Here is a 15,944-nt window from a genome sequence, read left to right on the forward strand (position 1 = left end):
CTCAACCCCCGCGGCCGCCGTCGGGTTTCTCAGATTCGTCCGCGCAGCACAGCCCATGTCAGCCGCAGACGCTTCAGCGGCTCCGCCTCGTCCGGACGCATCAGGGCCGCGGAAGCCGCAGCGGGAAAGGCGGCGACGGGCAGGCTGCGCAGCGCCGCGTTGGCTTCCGGCCGCAAGGCCTTCGCCTCGTCGAACCGGCCGGTCTGCGTCAGGCCCCGCAGGCGTCCGGCCGCCGCCACCGCCGCTTCCTGTCCCGGCCCGGCCAGGATGCCCGCCGCGGCCTGCATGGGGCCGACGAACAGCGCCTCCAGATCGTGCGGGCGGCCGTGGGCGCGATCGACGTGGGCGTCGATGAGGGCGTCAAGCGGTTCGCGTCGCACGCCGCGCCGCGACACGGCCCCCGCCAGCGCTTCGAGCACGGGGTGCCCCTTGCGCGGCGTGCCGGCGAAGACCCGGTCCATCTGGTCGCGCCACCACACGTACCGCATCTCGGCCAGCAGGGGCTGGCTGACCCGGGTGGGGATGGCCATCAGCTCCGCCTCGAACGCGTGCAGGGCGATAAGATCGGCCCGGGCCTGCGGATCACCGACGAACCGGCTGGCCAGCCAGCGGTCCGGATCGGCGGCGCGGACCTGGGCGTCGAGGTCACTCACCCAAACAGCGTCTGATACATCGCCATCGAGGTCAGCATCGGGAAGCTGAGCAGCAGATTGGTGCGGCTGGCCAGCATGGCGACGCGCGCGGCCCGGGCCTTCTTCTCGTCGTCGACCACGACGATGCCCAGCGCCCGCTTCTGGTTCGGCCAGATGATGCCCCAGACGTTCAGGAACATCACGACGGCCAGCCACACGCCGACGCCCATCAGCATGAAGCCTTGGTCTCCCTGCACCAGACCGCCGGCCAGGCCGAAGCTCAGCACTTCCAGCGCATAGGCGTGGCCGCGCAGGAACATCACCGCCAGACCGGCCAGCACGGTGGCGAAGGCGGCCCAGCGGAACCAGAACAGCGCCTCGGGCGCGATATGCTTGCCGACGGCCGGCTTCAGCTCGGCGGGGATCGACGGCATCACCCGGATCTGCACGAAGTTGAAGTACCACAGCAGGCCGATCCACAGGATGCCCGCCACCACGTGCACCCAGCGCAGCGTCGCCTGCCAGAAGCCGGCGTCGAAGCCGCCCGGCGCCACCCGCCCGAAGGCGAAGATCATCAGGCCCGCCAGCACCAGGCTGAGCACGACCGTGTTGCGGAAGTTGGAAAGCAGATTGCCCATGACGGCCCCTCCCCGGGGAATCGGAATGGGCCACCGTAGCGCTCCCTCCCCTTGCTGGGGAGGGAGTCTTCACGTCACGGCCGGCTGGCCATGCCCATCTTCACCGGAGTGGGGTCTTCCTCCCCGCCGCGCTTCACGCCCCACAGCAGGATCACCGGCGCGCCGACGTAGACCGACGAATAGGTGCCGCAGATGATGCCGAACATCAGGGCGATCGAGAAGCCGAACAGGGCCTCGCCGCCGAAGATCGCCAGCACGGCCAGAACCATGATCGCGGTGACGCCGGTCACCAGGGTCCGGCTCAGCGTCTCGTTGATCGACAGGTCGATGACCTCGCGCAGCGGCATGGTCTTGTACTTGCGCAGGTTCTCGCGAAGGCGGTCGAACACGACGACGGTGTCGTTCATCGAATAGCCGATCACGGTCAGCACGGCCGCGACCATGTTCAGACTGAATTCCAGCCGGAACAGCGCGATGACGCCGAACACCAGAATGACGTCGTGCAGCAGGCCCACCACGGCTCCCAGCCCGAACTGCGGCTCGAAGCGGAACCAGATGTAGGCGAACATCAGGAGGATGGCGCTGCCCAGCGCCAGCAGGCCCGACGTGAACAGCTCGTTCGAGACCTTGGAGCCCACGACGGACACGCCGGAATAGGTCACGTCACCGACGGCCTGGCTGATGGCGCCTTCGACCTGCTGGACGACCTCGGTCTGATCGCGGGTCTCCGGCACCTGGAAGCGCAGGATGGCCGTTGAGTCGTCGACGACCCCTGTGTCGCGCCGGGCGATGCCCTGCACCTGAACGTCGCCAAGACCCAGCTCACCGACGGCGGAGCGAATCTCGTCCAGCTCCAGCACCTGACCGGCGGGTTTTGCGACCTCCAGCGACGCCCCGCCGCGGAAGTCGATGCCCATGTTCAGGCCGGGATAGAAGCACGCGACGATCGAGGCGGCGCACAGCACCACCGACAGCGCGGCGAACAGGCGGGCATACTTGACGAACTTCAGGTTCGTTTTCGCCGGAACCAGTTTGATCAGGGGCCATCCACGCATCGCCATCACTCCGCGATCGGCAGTTTCTTGGGCTTGGCGAGCTTCAGCCACCAGGCCAGTCCCACCTGTGCGACCAGAACGGCCGACAGCATGGAGGTGAAGACGCCGATCGTCAGCGTCCAGGCGAAGCCGCGCACGGGGCCGGCGCCGAAGATGAACATGATCAGCGCCGCGACCAGGGTCGTCAGGTTGGCGTCGATGATCGTGCCCATGGCCTTGTTGAAGCCGGCGTCCAGGCTGGCGATGACGCTTCGGCCCTGCCGCGCCTCGTCGCGCATGCGCTCATAGATCAGCACGTTGGCGTCGACCGCCACGGCGAACGTCAGGATCAGACCGGCGATGCCCGGCAGGGTCAGCGCGGCGCCGGTCATCGACATGGCGGCGATGATCAGCAGGCCGTTCAGCAACAGACCCAGCACCGAGATGCCCCCGAACAGAACACCATACGCCAGGAACATGAACAGCACGATGATGACGAAGCCCACCGCCGTGGAGATCATGCCCTTCCTCACCGCGTCCTTGCCCAGTTCCGCGGTCACCGTTCGGCGTTCGACCACGTCCAGCGGCGCCGGCAGGGCGCCCCCGTTCAGCAGGGTGACCAGCTCGGCCGCCGACTGGATCGAGAAGCTGCCCGTGATCTGGCCGTTGCCGTCGGGAATGGCGCCCTGGATCGTCGGCGCCGAGATGATCTTCCCGTCGAGGATGATGGCGAAGGGCTTGCCGATGTTGGCCGCCGTGGCGTCGCCGAAGCGCCGCGCGCCCTGGCTGTCGAAGCGGAAGTCGATGGCGGGACGGCCGCTCTGGTCGGCGCCCACGTTGGCGCGCGTCAGGTTTTCGCCCGACACCAGCACGCGCCGCTTCACCAGATAGGGGGTCTGCTGATCGTCGTACAGCAGCTGGGCGTCCGGCGGCACGATCCCCGCAAGCGCCTGCTCGACGCTGTTTTCGGCGTCCACCATCTGGAAGGTCAGCTGCGCCGTCTGGCCGATGACCCGTTCCAGCGCGGCGGGGTCGCTCTCGCCGGGCGCCTGGACGACGATGCGGTTCGCGCCCTGACGGGTGATCGACGGCTCGCGCGTGCCCAGGGCGTCGACCCGGCGGCGGACCACCTCGATCGACTGGGTGACGGCGTCCGGGCCCATGTTGCGCAGCGCCTGCTCGGTGTAGGCGACGCGAACGCGGTTGTCCGACAGGCGCTGGATGGTTCGCTCCGACGTCGCGTTCAGCCCACCCGATTGCGTCAACGGGCGCAGCGCCGTGAAGGCCGCGTCCTGCCCGGCGCGGTCGGCCATGGCCACCGTCACGCCCGCCTCATCCGGCGTCACCGTGACCGGCGTCAGACGGTCGGTCGCCAGCGTGGACGTCACGTCCTCGCGCAGGTTCGCCAGCCGGTTGGCCTGCATCTCGGTGACGTCGACCTCGAGCAGCAGATAGCTGCCGCCCTGCAGGTCGAGGCCCAGATTCACGCCGCTCTTCGGCAGGAAGCCCGGCAGCGCCTCGCGCTGCGCGGTCGTCAGCAGGTTCGGGAAGGCGAACAGCACGCCGAACGCCACGGACAGGGCCAGAAGGATGACCTTCCAGCGGGACAGATGGATCATGGCTTCAGGGCCCCGGTCGGAACGTCAGGCGCTCAGGACTTGGCGTCGTTGGCGGCGATGGCGGTGCGGTTGCGGACGTCGGCGATCATCGCCTTGACCACGCGCACGTTCACGCCCTGGGCGATCTCGACCATGACCTCGTCGTTCTCGACGCGCGTCACCTTGCCGATCATGCCCGAGGACATCACCACCGTGTCGCCGCGCTTCACCGCGCCGATCATGGTCTGATGCTCTTTCTGCCGCTTCTGCTGCGGACGGATCAGCAGGAAGTAGAACAGCACGAAGATGGCCACGAAGGGCAGGAACTGCATGGCCAGTCCCAGCATTCCGGGGTCGGCGGCCACCGCCATCAGGATCAGGTCGGTCGAGGCGGCGTCGGTCATGCGCACTCCAGGCGTGCGGGCGTTCAGGCCCGTCGAAATCAAGAGGCGCGGAACCTAGGGCCGGCGCCGCGCGGATGCAACGCGGCGAAATGAATGATCCGGCTACCGTGGCAGAACGGTCAGCGGATCGACCGGCCGGGGCTCGTCGCCGAACATGCGCCAGACCTGGAAATGCATGCTCGGGCCGTTGCCCGGCGTCCGTCCGGCCGTGCCGATGACCTCACCGGCGCGCACGTCCTGGCCCTCGGTCACCCGCTCCGAACCCAGATGGGCGTAGACCGTGCGCCAGCCGTCCGGGTGCACGATCAGGACCGTCAGCCCCTGATCCGCCACCACGTTGCCGACGTAGTAGATGCGTCCGGCGGCCGAGGCCCGCACCTCCGCCCCTTCGACGGTGCCGATGTCGACGCCGCTGTTTCGCTGGCTGACGCCCGTGGCGCCGAACCGGCTCAGGATTTCCCCGCGCACCGGCCAGTTCAGCTGGCCCGGCGCCGCCGGCATGGACCGGGGCGTGGCGGCGTTCCCGGAAGGCGGCGGCGGCGGCGGCGGAGGCGGCGCGGCGCCGGCCGGCACCCTGACTCCCCGCGGCGACGGACCGCTGGCGCGGTCCTCAGGTCCCAGATCGACCGCGCTGTCCGGCAGGGTCAGACGCATGCCGGGCCGGATGGCCGCCCGCGGGCCGAGGTCGTTCAGATCGACCAGGGTCTGGATCGGCGCCTGGAAGCGGCGGCCGATGCCGTAGAGCGTGTCGCCGGGCTGAACCTCGTAGCTGGCCCCGGCCACCACGGAGACTGCGGCGGGCGGCGGCTCGGAGGCGGGCGGAGGGGGCGTGGTGAATGCGGGCTCCGCGGCCGTCGCCGGCGGCGGCGGGTCGGGGTAGGCGGGCTCCGGCTGCGCCGGAGGCGAATCGTACGGATCGGCCGGGACCGCGCCGACCGGGGCCAGCCCGCCGCCCTGAATGTCCTCGCGAGGCACGGCCGCGTTCGGCGGCGGCTCGTAGGCCTGCGGCTGATACGCGGGCTCCACGTAACCCGTCTGCGCGGGCTGGACCGCCAGCGGCATCGGCCGGGTCGAATAGCGGGGCTCGGTCGGATAGGTCGAACAGGCGGCGGCGCCCACCGCCAGCATCGCCAGCGCGCCCAGCGCGGCGGCACGTCGCATCCCGTGTCCTGCGGTCATGGATCTCCCCTTGGCCTGCGGTTCCGGTCGCCCCTGAATGCCCGGAAGCCGACGCCCAGCCAAGCCGTCAATCGGCGCCATTTTGGGGCGCCGGGATGAACGCGGCGACCCTCAGCTCTCCTTCGCGGCGCCCTCGACCAGGGGCACGAAGCGTACCTCGGTCAGGCTCTCGCGGCTGAAGCTGCCGTCGGGCTGGCCGACGTAGCGGTTCAGCATCTGCACCGAGGTGCGCCCGACCGGGCAGACCAGGATCCCGCCCGGCTTCAGCTGCTTCAGCAGTTCCGTCGGCTCGTGCGGCGCGGCGGCGGTCACCATGATCCGGTCGAAGGGCGCCTGTTCCGGCCAGCCCAGCCCGCCGTCGCCGTGACGGGTGATGACGTTGTCGATCTCCAGGGTCCGCAGCTTCTGCTCCGCCTCGGTCAGCAGGCTGCGATACCGCTCCACCGAATAGACGTAGCGCGCCAGCCGGCTCAGGACGGCGCACTGGTAACCGCTGCCCGTGCCGATCTCCAGCACCCGGTGCCGCGGCTGAACCTCCAGCGCCTGCGTCATCAGGCCGACGATGTAGGGCTGGCTGATCGTCTGGGCGCAGTCGATCGGCAGGGCCTGATCCTCCCATGCCTGATCCAGAAACCGCTCGTGCACGAACACCGACCGGTCGATCGACTCCATCGCGGCCAGCACGCGGGGATCGGTCACCCCCTGCTGCCGCAGCGACAGGATCAGCCGACCCGCCCGGTCGTCGCGCAGGTTCATCCCTCGATCCGCTTCGGCGGCGCCCCGCCCAGCATGCCCTTCAGGTCGTGCACGCTGGCATGGTGGGTCAGGTCGATGTGCAGCGGCGTGACGCTGATGCGGCCGTCGTCCATCGCCCTCAGGTCGGTTCCGGGCGCGTGGTCCTGTTTCGTCCCGCGGAAGCTCATCCACCAGTAGTCGCGCCCGCGCAGGTCGGTGCGCTTCACCGCCGCCATCTCGCCGGCGACGCGGAAGCCCTGCGTCGTCACCTCGACCTCGGTCACCTGCTCCGGCGCACGCGCGGGGAAGTTCAGGTTCATCACCACGCCGGGCGCCCACTTCGATTCCAGCAGGCGGGAGATGATGCCGGGCGCGTACGCTTCCGTCGTCTCCCAGTGCGCCGTCACCTCGTCGTGGAAACGTTCGAGGCTCTGGCTCAAGGCGATCGAGCGAATGCCGAACGCCATGCCCTGCAGCGCGCCCGCCACCGTGCCGGAGTAGCTGCAGTCCTCGCCCACATTGTGCCCTCGGTTGACGCCCGACAGCACCAGATCGGGCGGCGCGTCCATCAGTTCGTTGACCGCCAGCACGACGCAGTCCGTCGGCGTGCCGGTGACCGCGAACCGCCTTTCGCCGAAGCCGTGCACCCGCAGCGGCTCGGTCAGGGTGATCCCCCGCCCCTTGCCCGACTGCTCGGCCAGCGGGGCCACGGTCCAGACGTCGTCCGAGAACCGCCGCGCGATGCGCTCCAGACACGCCAGCCCCTCGGCGTCGATCCCGTCGTCGTTGGTCAGAAGGATTCGCACGCCGCGGAGATAGCTCAGTTCGGGCGGATCGACGACGCCAGGATCACCACGTCCTTGCGGCAGCCGTTCGTGATGTTCGATCCCTCGTGGTCCAGCCGGTCGCCCGGCAGGTCGTCGCTCCACGGCGCGGTGCGGCCCTGGACCAGCACCTTCATCCCGCCCAGATCGGCCGAGGCCTGACGCTGAAGGTCGCGCGGCAGGGCCCCGGACACGCAGTCCTGGCTGAAGGCGCGGCGAGACGCGTTCTGCTCCGGATACAGCCGGAACTCCTCGCCGGAGAACCTCACCCAGCCCACCCACGATTGCGCCCCGGCGTCGAATTCCGCGGGCGGCGGCACAGTGGCGGTAGAGGCGCAGGCGCCCAGCGTCAGGGCCGACAGAACGGCGAAGGCGGCGGTCTTCATGTGGATCAGGCTCCGATGTGGGTCAGGCCGCCCATGTAGGGCTGCAGCACGGACGGAACGGCGATGCGCCCGTCCTGATCCTGATAGTTCTCCATGATCGCGACGAGCGTGCGACCGACCGCCAGACCGCTGCCGTTCAGCGTGTGCACGAACTCGGTCTTCTTCTCACCCGCGCGCTTGAACCGCGCGTCCATCCGCCGGGCCTGGAAGTCTCCGCAGTTCGAGCAGCTCGAGATCTCACGGAACGTGCCCTGCGACGGCAGCCAGACCTCCAGATCGAAGGTCTTCCGCGCCGAGAACCCCATGTCGCCGGCGCACAGCAGCATCCGTCGGAACGGCAGCTCCAGCGCCTTCAGCACCGCCTCGGCGCAGCCCGTCATCCGCTCGTGCTCGGCCTCGGAATCCTCCGGCCGCGTGATCGACACCAGCTCGACCTTCGAGAACTGGTGCTGCCGGATCAGGCCCCTCGTGTCCCGCCCGGCGGACCCCGCCTCGGCCCGGAAGCAGGGCGTCAGCGCGGTGAGACGCATCGGCTCGGCGAGCTCATCCTCCGACAGGATCGTCTCGCGCACGAGGTTGGTCAGGGAGACCTCGGCGGTGGGGATGAGCAGGTGTTCCCCGACGCGGAACAGATCCTCTTCGAACTTCGGCAGCTGCCCCGTGCCGAACATCGCTTCGTCGCGCACCAGCAGCGGCGGATTCACTTCCTGATAGCCGTGCTTGTCCGTCTGCAGGTCCAGCATGAACTGGCCGATGGCGCGTTCCAGCCGCGCCAGCCCGCCCTTCAGCACGGCGAACCGCGCGCCCGACATCTTCGCCGCCGCCTCGAAGTCCAGCAGGCCCAGCGCCTCGCCCAGATCGGCGTGATCCCTGGCCGGGCCCGTCGTGCGCGGCGTGCCCCAGGTCGAGACCTCGACGTTGCCGCCCTCGTCCTCGCCGTCCGGCACGTCGCCGGCGGCGAGGTTCTTTTGACCCGCCAGCAGGTCGCGCAACTTGGCGCCGACGGTCCGTTCGGTTTCCTCCGACTCCGCGATCTTCGCCTTCAGCCCTTCGACCTCGGCCTTCAGCCGGTCGGCCTCGGCCATGTCCTTGCGGCCCATGGCGGCGCCGATGGCCTTGGACGCGGCATTGCGCGCGGCCAGCGCCTCCTGCCCCGCCGTCTGCGCGGCGCGCAGCGACTGGTCCAGGCCCAGAATCTGCTCGACCAGCGCGCCCGCGTCCTCGACCCCGCGCCGCGCCCACCCGGCCACGTAATCGTCCGGCCGGTCCCGAATGGCTTTCACGTCATGCATGGAGCGGGGCTTAGCGCCCCGCCCCGTCCGGCTCAACCGCCGTCAGCGGTTCACCGCCGCCATGCCCGCCTCGGGATAGCGCGTGCCCGACGCCGCGCCCTTGGGGAACACCGACTCGATCCGCGCCAGATCCTCGGCCGTCAGCTGCAGGTCGACCGCCGCCGCGTTCTCCTCCAGCGTCGAAATCCGCCGCGTGCCCGGGATGGGGACCAGGTTCGACCCCTGCGCCAGCACCCAGGCCAGGGCCAGCTGCGCCGCCGTCACGCCCTTGTCGGCCGCGATGCCCTTCACGGCTTCCACCAGATCGAGATTCTTCTGGAAATTGTCGCCGGTGAAGCGCGGATTGTTGCGACGGAAGTCGCCCTCCTCCAGATCCTCGATCTTCGTGATCTGGCCGGTCAGGAAGCCGCGGCCCAGCGGGCTGTAGGGCACGAAACCGACGCCCAGCGCCTCGCACGTGGCCAGCAGCTCGTCCTCCGGCTCGCGGCTCCACAGCGAATATTCGGTCTGCAGCGCGGTGATCGGATGCGTCGCATGCGCCCGCTTCAGCGTGTCCGGCGCGGCCTCCGACAGGCCCAGGAACCGCACCTTGCCCTCGGTCACGAGCTCGCCCATCGCGCCCACCGTCTCCTCGATCGGGACGGCCGGATCGACGCGGTGCAGGTAGTAGAGGTCGACGTGGTCCATCCCCAGCCGGCTCAGGCTGCCGTCGATGGCGCGCCGCACGTTCTCCGGCCGCCCGTCGTTGACCCGATCCTGCCCGTAGTAGACGCCGAACTTGGTGGCCACGAAGGCCCTTTCGCGGCGATCCTTCAGCGCCTCGCCGACCTGCCGCTCGTTGACGTGGGGGCCGTACATCTCGGCGGTGTCGAAGAAGGTGATGCCCAGCTCCAGGGCCTTATGGATCACCGCCGTGGCGGCCGCCTGATCCGAGGGTGTGCCGTAGAAGCTGGCCATGCCCATGCAGCCCAGGCCGATGGCCGAAACCTCGGGCCCGCGCGGGCCCAGCGTGCGCGTCTTCATGCGCCGTCTCCTGAAATGTGAGGAAGCCGGCGCCTCGCCGGACGCCTCTTCAGATGGGCGCCGTTCGGCCTTATTTCAAGGCGCGGACAGAGCCCGCACCGTCGGCGTCCGGTCCAGCGCATCGCCCGCGACCGGGTCGCTCCGCAGCACCAGATGCGCGAACAGCGTCCGCGCGCCCGCCAGATCCTCGGCGCCCACCGGTCGGGGGTGCGCGCTCCCCTCGCCCGTCAGCGGGATCAGGGTCAGGGTCACCCCCTGGATCACATTGCCGCCGATGACCGCCACCCGGTCGTCGAACACGCGCACGACGACGTCGCAGTGCATGGCGGCATAGTCGCCGACGTCCGGACGCCGGTCCTCGACCGTCGCATAGCGCCAGCGCCCGCGGCTGTTGCACAGCAGATCGCCGGGCAGCAGCGGCCGCTCGCCCGGATCGTGCGCCTCATAGGCGGCCCCAGGCTCCTCACCGTCCGCCGCGCGGATGGCCTGATCTACATAGACCCGATGAGAGACGTCGCGTCGGAACAGGCCGGGCGTGTCCAGCCCGGACTCGCACATCGCCCAGCTGACGAAGGCCGCCGACCACGGCTCGACCCAGTTCAGCTCGCCGTCCCCGTCGCGCCACTGACGGTTCTGGCGCGCCAGCACGTCGGGGCCGTCCGGCGTCGCCGACCAGTATCCGGCCACCACCGCATACGTCGCCGGATCGCTTTCCCACCGGCCGATCCGGCTCAGGGGGCGCGCCTGCCGCGGCGCCGCCAGCCGCGGGTTGGCCGCGGCCGCGACCACGCCCTCCGGCAGGACGCGCGTCTGCACCTGCGTCGCGTCGACGGTCTGGAAGCCGAACACGCCCCATTCGCCGGCGGCCACGTCGACGATGCGCTGGCGCACGCCGGGCAGACCGCCGGGCCGGCACCGCGCCTCGGCGATCCGCATCGCCCCCGGCCGCCCCTCGACCCGGCTCTCCGGCGGGATGACGTCCAGCACCTCGCGCGGCAGTCGCGTCACCTGCGCCTGCGCCGGCGTCGCCGCCAGCGCGAGCGCCAGGATCAGAGGGGCGCGCACTGCCGCTCCAGCCAGCCTCGCACCTCGCCGTCCAGCAGCGGTCCGACCTTGGCCAGCGTCTCGGCATGATAGGCGTCGACGTAGGCGCGCTCGTCGGCCGTCAGCAGGTCGACGTCGATCAGTTTCCGGTCCAGCGGCGCGAAGGTCAGCTGCTCAAATCCGTGCATCGGCCGCTCTCCGCCCGGGATCGGCGTCGGCTCGGTCACGACCTGCAGCGTCTCGATCCGGATGCCCCAATGCCCCTCGCGGTAATAGCCGGGCTCGTTCGACAGGATCATGCCGGTCAGCAACGGCTGCGTGTTCACCAGCTTGGCGATCCGCTGCGGTCCTTCATGCACGCCCAGATAGCTGCCCACGCCGTGGCCGGTGCCGTGGTCGTAGTCGAAGCCCTGCATCCACATCGGCAGACGCGCCAGCGCGTCCAGCTGATGCCCCGTCGTCCCCGCCGGGAACCGCACCGTCGCCATCGCGACATGCCCCTTCAGCACGAGCGTGAACATGCGCCGCTGGTCCGCCGACGGCTCCCCGACCGCCACGGTGCGGGTCACGTCCGTGGTGCCGTCCAGATACTGCCCGCCTCCGTCGACCAGCAGCAGGCTGCCCTTCTCCATCCGGCGCAGGGTGCGGGTGACGGGCTTGTAGTGCGGCAGAGCGCCGTTCGGCCCGGCCCCGGCGATGGTGTCGAAGGACAGGTCCTTCAGCGCGCCGGTCTCCTCGCGGAACCGCTCCAGCGCCTGCGCCACCTCGCGCTCGTCCGGCAGGGTCTCCTGCGCCACAGTGTCCACCCAGTGAAGGAACCGGCTCAACGCCGCGCCGTCGCGAACGTGCGCCTGACGGCTGCCCTCGATCTCGACCGGGTTCTTCGCCGCGCGCGGCAGGGTGCAGGGATCCATGCCGCGAACGATTTCCGCGCCCGCGGCCTCCAGCCGGTCGAACCACCAGGCGCTGGACTGCGACGGATCGATCAGCACGCGCCGGCCCGCCAGTTCCGCCAGCGCCGCCTCGATCGTCGCCGGGTTCTCCGGCGTGACGTCCTCGCCCAGCCAGCCGGGCAGTTCATTGGTCACCTTGCGCGGATCGAGGAACAGCTTGGCCGTCCCGTTGGCGTGAACGATCGCCTGACCCAGCGGCAAAGGCGTGCGGATCACGTCTCCGCCACGGATGTTGAACAGCCAGGCGATGGACGCCGGCGCCGTCAGCACGGCGCAGTCGGCGCCCTTCGCCTCGATGGCGGCGCCGATGCGCCTGCGCTTCGCGGCCGAGCCTTCGCCCGAATACTGGTCGGGATGCGGCACGACCGGCGCGGTCGGCTGGGCCGGGCGGGCGTCGCCCCAGGCCAGATCCAGCGGATTGACCTCGACGGGCGCAAGCTCGGCGCCGGCCTTGGCCGCGGCGCGCTTCAGCGTGGCCAGCGCGTCCGGACTGTGCAGGCGGGGGTCGTAGCCGATCACCGCGCCCTTCGGCGCCTTTTCCAGATAGGCCGGAACGCCGCCGTCCACGAGGTCCAGGATTTCGAACTGCGCCGGGTCGACCTGCGCGCGCACCTGCACGGTGTAGCGCCCGTCGGCGAACACGGCGGCCCGGTCCCTCAGCACCACGCCCGCGCCGGCCGAGCCGGTGAAACCGGTCAGCCAGGCCAGACGGTCGTTGGCCTCGGGCAGGTATTCGTTCTGGTGCTCGTCCTCGTGCGGGACCAGCAGACCGTCCAGCCCCTGCTCGGCCATGCGGGCCCGGACCAGCGGAAGGTGCCTCGCCCCGAAGGACGGATCGGTGGTTTCGTCGAAGGACTGGCGCATGGGGCGGAACCTAGCGGCGCTCCGCCCCATCGCAAGCCCGCGATCAGCCCTGCGGCGTCGTCGGCGTGACCACCGCCGTGCCGCCGGTCGCCGGCGCGGGGCGTTCCACGATCACCGGCACCTCGCGCTCGATGACGACCGGCTCGGCCGCGCGCGCCGCGGCGGCGCGGGCCTCGGCGTCGGCCCGGGCGGCATTGGCGCGGGCCACCTCGACGCTGGCCTGGGCGCCGGCGATCTGGCCGGCCACGGCCGCCTGCTGCGCTTGCGCCTCCGCCTCCGCGGCGGCCACCTCGGCGGCCAGGATCTGGTCGTCGGTCTGCGGCTCCCGGCGGCTGAACAGGATGAACATCACGGCGATGATCACCAGGCCGCCCAGAATGCCGGCGATCCACCAGCCCGTGTTGGACTCGCGCACCACGACGGTCTCGGTCGTCTCGGTGTAGACCGGCGCCGGATCGACGACGACGGTCGTGCGGTTGGGATCGTTGGGGTCAGTGTAGGTCACGCGGCATCCTCCAGGTTCGACCGCGAAACGGCCAAGCCTCCCGCGTCGTTCCTTAACCCTGCTTGCGCAGCGCCAGCGCGCTCCACGCATCGTGGTGGATCGTCCGCTCCACCACGAAGCCCAGCGGCCTGTAGGCGTCCAGCACCCGCTCCTCCTGCGTCCGCAGCAGGCCCGACAGGATGGCCACCCCGCCCGGCCTCAGCGCCCCGGCGATCTCCGGCGCCAGCTCCACCAGCGGCGCCGCCAGGATGTTGGCGAACACCAGGTCGTACGGCACGTGGCGGGCGATGCGCGGGTCGTTCAGCCCGTCGGCGAAGTAGAAGTCGCACGCGGCGCCGTTGATCTCCGCGTTCTCGTTGGCGATCCGCGCCGAGGGCTCGTCGATGTCTGTGCCCACCGCCACCGGCGACCCCGTCTTCGCCGCCGCGATGGCCAGCACGCCCGTGCCGCACCCCACGTCCAGAACCTTGTCGAAACGCTCGGTCTTCAGCAGGTCGTCGAACGCTTCCAGACAGCCCACCGTGGTCCCGTGATGCCCCGTGCCGAACGCCGCGCCGGCGTCGATCTTCAGCGTCACCCGCCCCTCGGGCACCTTGCCCTGATCGTGCGCGCCGTAGACGAAGAAGCGCCCGGCCTCCACCGGCGGAAGCCCCGACAGCGACATGGCCAGCCAGTCGGCGTCCGCCAGCTTCTCGACCGCGACCTCCAGTCCGCCCTGACCGCGCAGGACGGTCTCCATGCCCGCCGCCTCCTCGTCCGTCGTCGGAAAGGCGTCGATGCGCCAGACGCCCCGGTCCTCGTCCTCCTCGAGGATGGAGTAGGTCGCGCCCTCCAGCAGGGGGTCGGCGTCCATCCGTTCGGCGGCGGCTTCGGCGGCCTCGCGCGGGCCGCGCGCCACGATCTGAAGTGCGGATTCGGACATTTCTCAAACCTCGTTATCATGCCGAATCGAGCAGGCGCGGGACGTGGGGTCCGGCGTCGACCGAACACGCAACCGAGGGGTCGGGGAGTTCATGGCCAAAGCACCGTCTAAACCGTCCAGCGCCGCGTCGAAGACGACGGCCGCCGCTTCCAAGCCCAAACCGGCCGCGAAGTCGAGCGCCGCCGCGAAGAAGCCGGCCGCGCCCAAGGCCGCCGCCGCCAAGCCCGCGGCCGCCCCGAAGACGGCCCCCGCCGCCAAGGTCGCGCCGAAGCCGGCCGCCGCGAAAAAACCGGCCGCGCCGAAGGGCGTCACCGTGAAGCCCGCCGCCAAGGCCCCCGCCGCGAAGCCCGCGGTCAAGGCAGCCCCCAAGGCCGCCGCCAAGCCCAAGGTCGCCGTCAAGGCCGCGGAGACCAAGGCGCCCGCTTCCAAACCCGCCCCGAAGCCCGCCGCCAAACCGGCCGCGACCAAACCGGCGGCCGCCGCGCCGAAGCCGGTCGAGGCCCCGAAACCCGCCGCGGCTGCGCCCGCAGCCGCCCCGTCGCCCGCCAAAAAGGACGAAGCCAAGGGCTTCTTCGGCAAACTCAGCGACATGATCTTCGGCAAGCGCTGAACGTGCCTCACCGCTGATCCCGAAGCCCGGAGCGGACCCCGCTCCGGGCTTTTCATTCAGCCCCGCCGGCCCCTCGCCACCAGATAGACCTCCGACGAATCCTTCCGGCTGGCCTTGGGCTTGATCGGACGCACGTCGTCGAACTCGGCCCGCAGCCGGGCCAGCACGCCGCCCGCGTCGCCGCCCTGGAAGTTCTTGGTCACGAAGGCGCCGCCCGGCTTCAGCGTCCGGATGGCGAAGTCCGCCGCGATCTCGATCAGGGCGATGATCTTCAGGTGATCGGTCTGGCGGTGACCGACCGTGTTATGTGCCATGTCCGACAGCACCAGATCCGGCGGCCCGCCGAGCGCCGCGATCAGCTGAAGGTCGACGCCGGCATGGGTGAAGTCGGCCTGGATCAGCTCCGCCCCCGGAATGTCCTCGACCATCAGCAGGTCGACGCCCACCACGGCCTTCGCGCCCCGGTCCAGCGCCACCTGAACCCAGCCGCCCGGCGCGGCGCCCAAGTCAATGACGCGCGATCCCGGACGGATCAGCCCCAGCCGGTCGTCGATTTCCATCAGCTTGAAAGCCGCCCGGCTGCGCCACCCCTCGGCCCGCGCCCGCTCCGACCACGGGTCGGACAGCTGACGCTTGATCCACTGCTGGCTGGACATCGACTTGGTGTCGGCGGTCTTGATCTTGCCGCCCATGCCGCGCCCGGCCGCGGTCCCGCCCGTGGGCGGACGCACCATGCGGCGACGTTCCTGCGGCTTGTCGTCTTCGCTCATCCGCCCCCCATAGCCTCGCGGGCCGCCAGCGGCTATCACCCGCGCAATTCGAAAAGGAGCGCCCGATGGCCGACACCCTGACCCTCACCCTCGACGTCGGCGACGGCGAAGCCCGCGACGTGGTGATCAAGCTGCGCCCCGACCTGGCCCCCGGCCACGTGGCCCGCATCACCGAACTGGCCTCCGAAGGCTTCTACGACGGCGTCGTCTTCCACCGCGTGATCCCCGGCTTCATGGCCCAGGGCGGCGACCCCACCGGCACCGGCACGGGCGGCTCCAAGAAGCCGAACCTGAAGCAGGAATTCTCGGCCGAGCCGCACGTGCGCGGCGCCTGCTCCATGGCCCGCACCTCGGATCCCAACAGCGCCAACAGCCAGTTCTTCATCTGCTTCGACGACGCCACCTTCCTGGACCGCCAGTACACGGTGTGGGGCAACGTCACTTCGGGCATGGAGCACGTCGATGCCCTGCCCAAGGGCGAGCCGCCGCGCAATCCGGGCAAGATCGTCAAGGCGACCGTGAGCTGATCCG

General features: G+C 70.5%; 19 protein-coding genes. 2 read left to right on the forward strand and 17 right to left on the reverse strand.

The window, feature by feature from the left end; genetic code table 11:
- Window positions 1–29: 29 nt before the first annotated feature.
- The 16 genes from VGR32_RS10830 to VGR32_RS10905 all read right to left on the reverse strand — a co-directional run bounded on the left by VGR32_RS10830 (window position 30) and on the right by VGR32_RS10905 (window position 14,363).
- Window positions 30–653, reverse strand: coding sequence for a squalene/phytoene synthase family protein (locus VGR32_RS10830; protein ID WP_327450499.1), 624 nt, complete (start codon window positions 651–653; stop codon window positions 30–32).
- Window positions 650–1,270, reverse strand: coding sequence for a hypothetical protein (locus tag VGR32_RS10835; protein ID WP_327450501.1), 621 nt, complete (start codon window positions 1,268–1,270; stop codon window positions 650–652). The genes VGR32_RS10830 and VGR32_RS10835 overlap by 4 nt, the downstream gene beginning before the upstream one ends.
- Before the next feature lie 74 nt (window positions 1,271–1,344).
- On the reverse strand, window positions 1,345–2,331 hold the full coding sequence (gene secF / locus VGR32_RS10840) for a protein translocase subunit SecF (protein WP_327450503.1): 987 nt from the start codon (window positions 2,329–2,331) through the stop codon (window positions 1,345–1,347).
- Window positions 2,331–3,923, reverse strand: coding sequence for a protein translocase subunit SecD (gene secD / locus VGR32_RS10845; RefSeq protein WP_327450505.1), 1,593 nt, complete (start codon window positions 3,921–3,923; stop codon window positions 2,331–2,333). The genes secF and secD overlap by 1 nt, the downstream gene beginning before the upstream one ends.
- A 32-nt stretch (window positions 3,924–3,955) precedes the next feature.
- The gene (gene yajC, locus VGR32_RS10850) at window positions 3,956–4,273 is read right to left on the reverse strand and encodes a preprotein translocase subunit YajC (protein ID WP_327450592.1); all 318 of its coding nucleotides are present in this window, start codon (window positions 4,271–4,273) and stop codon (window positions 3,956–3,958) included.
- Window positions 4,274–4,408: 135 nt separating this feature from the next.
- Window positions 4,409–5,485 carry a M23 family metallopeptidase gene (locus VGR32_RS10855; RefSeq protein WP_327450507.1) on the reverse strand — a complete coding sequence of 359 codons (1,077 nt, stop codon included), beginning with the start codon at window positions 5,483–5,485 and terminating at the stop codon, window positions 4,409–4,411.
- Window positions 5,486–5,596: 111 nt separating this feature from the next.
- Window positions 5,597–6,241: a protein-L-isoaspartate(D-aspartate) O-methyltransferase gene (locus VGR32_RS10860; RefSeq protein ID WP_327450509.1), complete on the reverse strand. Its 645-nt coding sequence runs from the start codon at window positions 6,239–6,241 to the stop codon at window positions 5,597–5,599.
- Window positions 6,238–7,026, reverse strand: coding sequence for a 5'/3'-nucleotidase SurE (gene surE / locus VGR32_RS10865; protein ID WP_327450511.1), 789 nt, complete (start codon window positions 7,024–7,026; stop codon window positions 6,238–6,240). Before surE ends, VGR32_RS10860 begins: the two co-directional genes overlap by 4 nt.
- A gap of 14 nt (window positions 7,027–7,040) precedes the next feature.
- Window positions 7,041–7,430 carry a hypothetical protein gene (locus tag VGR32_RS10870; RefSeq protein WP_327450513.1) on the reverse strand — a complete coding sequence of 130 codons (390 nt, stop codon included), beginning with the start codon at window positions 7,428–7,430 and terminating at the stop codon, window positions 7,041–7,043.
- A 5-nt stretch (window positions 7,431–7,435) separates the two neighbouring features.
- Window positions 7,436–8,722, reverse strand: coding sequence for a serine--tRNA ligase (serS, locus tag VGR32_RS10875; protein WP_327450515.1), 1,287 nt, complete (start codon window positions 8,720–8,722; stop codon window positions 7,436–7,438).
- Window positions 8,723–8,764: 42 nt separating this feature from the next.
- The gene (locus VGR32_RS10880; RefSeq protein ID WP_327450517.1) at window positions 8,765–9,745 is read right to left on the reverse strand and encodes an aldo/keto reductase; all 981 of its coding nucleotides are present in this window, start codon (window positions 9,743–9,745) and stop codon (window positions 8,765–8,767) included.
- A 75-nt stretch (window positions 9,746–9,820) separates the two neighbouring features.
- Entirely contained in the window at window positions 9,821–10,810 is a 990-nt protein-coding gene (locus VGR32_RS10885; protein ID WP_327450519.1) for a DUF2272 domain-containing protein, read from the reverse strand.
- Window positions 10,795–12,606 (reverse strand): aminopeptidase P family protein, encoded by a 1,812-nt coding sequence (locus VGR32_RS10890; RefSeq protein WP_327450522.1) that lies wholly within the window; start codon window positions 12,604–12,606, stop codon window positions 10,795–10,797. The genes VGR32_RS10885 and VGR32_RS10890 overlap by 16 nt, the downstream gene beginning before the upstream one ends.
- 43 nt (window positions 12,607–12,649) lie before the next feature.
- Window positions 12,650–13,111, reverse strand: coding sequence for a hypothetical protein (locus VGR32_RS10895; RefSeq protein WP_327450524.1), 462 nt, complete (start codon window positions 13,109–13,111; stop codon window positions 12,650–12,652).
- Window positions 13,112–13,163: 52 nt separating this feature from the next.
- Window positions 13,164–14,033: a 50S ribosomal protein L11 methyltransferase gene (locus VGR32_RS10900; RefSeq protein ID WP_327450526.1), complete on the reverse strand. Its 870-nt coding sequence runs from the start codon at window positions 14,031–14,033 to the stop codon at window positions 13,164–13,166.
- 3 nt (window positions 14,034–14,036) lie between these two features.
- Entirely contained in the window at window positions 14,037–14,363 is a 327-nt protein-coding gene (locus tag VGR32_RS10905) for a hypothetical protein (RefSeq protein ID WP_327450528.1), read from the reverse strand.
- Between VGR32_RS10905 and VGR32_RS10910 the strand changes: the two genes are divergently transcribed.
- Entirely contained in the window at window positions 14,347–14,643 is a 297-nt protein-coding gene (locus tag VGR32_RS10910; RefSeq protein ID WP_327450530.1) for a hypothetical protein, read from the forward strand. The two genes, VGR32_RS10905 and VGR32_RS10910, sit on opposite strands and share 17 nt — an antisense overlap.
- 56 nt (window positions 14,644–14,699) lie before the next feature.
- Here the strand turns inward: VGR32_RS10910 and VGR32_RS10915 are convergent, their stop codons facing one another.
- On the reverse strand, window positions 14,700–15,413 hold the full coding sequence (locus VGR32_RS10915) for an RlmE family RNA methyltransferase (RefSeq protein WP_327450531.1): 714 nt from the start codon (window positions 15,411–15,413) through the stop codon (window positions 14,700–14,702).
- A 65-nt stretch (window positions 15,414–15,478) separates the two neighbouring features.
- On the opposite strand from VGR32_RS10915, the gene VGR32_RS10920 reads away from it, so the two are divergent.
- Complete coding sequence (locus VGR32_RS10920; protein ID WP_327450532.1) at window positions 15,479–15,940, forward strand: peptidylprolyl isomerase; 462 nt, start codon at window positions 15,479–15,481, stop codon at window positions 15,938–15,940.
- Window positions 15,941–15,944: the final 4 nt, after the last annotated feature.

Source organism: Brevundimonas sp., from assembly GCF_035935935.1.
In the GTDB taxonomy this organism is placed as follows: Bacteria; Pseudomonadota; Alphaproteobacteria; order Caulobacterales; family Caulobacteraceae; genus Brevundimonas.